Annotated in this window: 1 protein-coding gene; it reads left to right on the plus strand. The window is 35.6% G+C overall.

The genetic code is table 11. The features are described from left to right. Positions 1-314: 314 nt before the first annotated feature. The coding region (locus G9Q29_RS14795; RefSeq protein WP_166139226.1) for an immunoglobulin domain-containing protein at positions 315-2,015 on the plus strand (1,701 nt) is incomplete at its 3' end.

Here is a 2,015-nt window from a genome sequence, read left to right on the forward strand (position 1 = left end):
ATTGGTAGACACGCTGGACTTAAAATCCAGTGAACAGCAATGTTCGTGCGGGTTCAAGTCCCGCTCTGAGTACTATAATAAACCCTCCTACACTAATGTGTGGGAGGGTTTTTTGCGTTTATACGGTGTTATTATTTTCGAAAGCTAATATGGGGCCGTGGATGGTTTAATTTTCTATGTTGTAAACTCTGTTTTCTTAATATAACTTTTTTCTGTAGTTATTGCTTTATTAAATATTTCCTTATTAATTGAGAATAATACTTTACTTTTGTCGTTGATTTTTATGATATTTCAAAATTTAAAAATACTCAAATATGAAGTGTAAATTACTCTATAATTTTGTAATTCCGGTCGTTATTATTTTGTCCGTTGTTTTGAATGGCTTTTCGTTTGAAAAGCACGACAAATCTTTGAGAAAATATTTTGATCAAGAAAGTCAATCGGTTTTCGATACAGTTAAAAAAAATAAACGTTCTACAAGAGCAAAAAGGATAAGTGCTGTTATTTCGGTTCCTTCAGTTAGCGCTGGTAGTTCTTGTGGTGATGGTGTTAATTTCGTTCAAGTTAATCTATCTGCTTTTGCTTCTAATACATCCGAGACAGTGGAGTGGTTTACTTCTCAAAATGCATCAACTCCTATTTTTACTGGTAATAATTTTAGTCCTAGTATTCGTGCTACTAGAACGTATTATGTTCGGAGTAGGTTAGGGAGTGATTTTAGTATTCGTGTGCCTGTTGCAGCGTCGGTATTTGTTGTCCCGACCGCTGTTACACTTTCTTCTTCGCCTGTTGTTGACCATTCCAAGCCATTTTGTTTAGGTCAATCGGTTACTTTTACGGCAAATGGTGGGGCTGATTTATTTGAATTTTCTGTTGATGGAAATGTTGTTCAACAGATGTCTTCAAGCAGAACTTTTATAACTAATACACTAACGGATGGTCAAGTCGTTATGGTTCGTTCAAGATTTTCATCAGTTATCGATGGAGTTTCGAACGAAAGAGCTTTTGGAACAGGGCCACTGGAAGATAATGGTTTAAGTTCTCCTCTTTCAAGTTCATCAGTCAATGCTTACGTTAACGCTGTTAAAATTGCTTCTGAAGAGAGTAACATTATTTTTGCTGTGCCTGGCAAAGTTACGAGTAACAATAGCCTACTTTTATTTTTAGATACAAAGCCAGGTGGTTTTAGTACTACTAATTTTGCAGATGTTGTTGATGGTAGTGGATCTGTTAAAGCTTTCAATTTTATAAATGATAATAGTAATGCTTTTGATTCCTATTTTGAAGCAGATTATTGTTTAGTGTTTTTTTTGGATCCAATAACTGGGAATTATAGTGCTAATTTGGTAGAATTGAAAAGTGATACTTCATTGTTAAGTTTTATTGGTAATGCTTCTTCTGGTAACCCATCATCGGCTTTTGGTGTTAATCCAAGTAGTTCTGGTATTTCTGATATTTCAAATGGCTTTGAAATTCTGTTGAAAAAAGCTGCAATTGGCTATACAACTGGAGATGTTAAATTATTTGCTTTCACCGTCGTGACTGACAATAACGGTCTACAGTCGATTACAAACTCTTTTTTAAGTCCGGAACGATCTAGTTCATTAGATTATGGTTCTAATGCTATTGACTTTAATTTACGTGATCCAAATCCAGTTATTGTAGCATCTGCCGCTTTGACTCCTTGTTACGCGGAAGCTTTTCTTGAAATGAGTTTTGTAACTAAACCTATTGCTTTTAATGTAGTGCAGCCAACTTGTACTTCTCCAACTGGGACTCTAACTTTTGCTACGCAGGATAATGTACAATATAGTCTAGATAGTATTAATTTTCAGAACTCACCTACTTTTGGTAATCTTAATGGAGGAACTTATACTTTATACACCAAAAGTACATTAAACGGTAACTGTATTACTCAAGCAGATAGTACCGTTACTCTCAATAATGCGCCAACACCACCAGCGGTGCCAACTGCAGCGACTGTTCTACAACCAACTTGCGCGGTTCCAACAGGA

This window comes from Flavobacterium turcicum, assembly GCF_011365745.1.
GTDB lineage: Bacteria > Bacteroidota > Bacteroidia > Flavobacteriales > Flavobacteriaceae > Flavobacterium > Flavobacterium turcicum.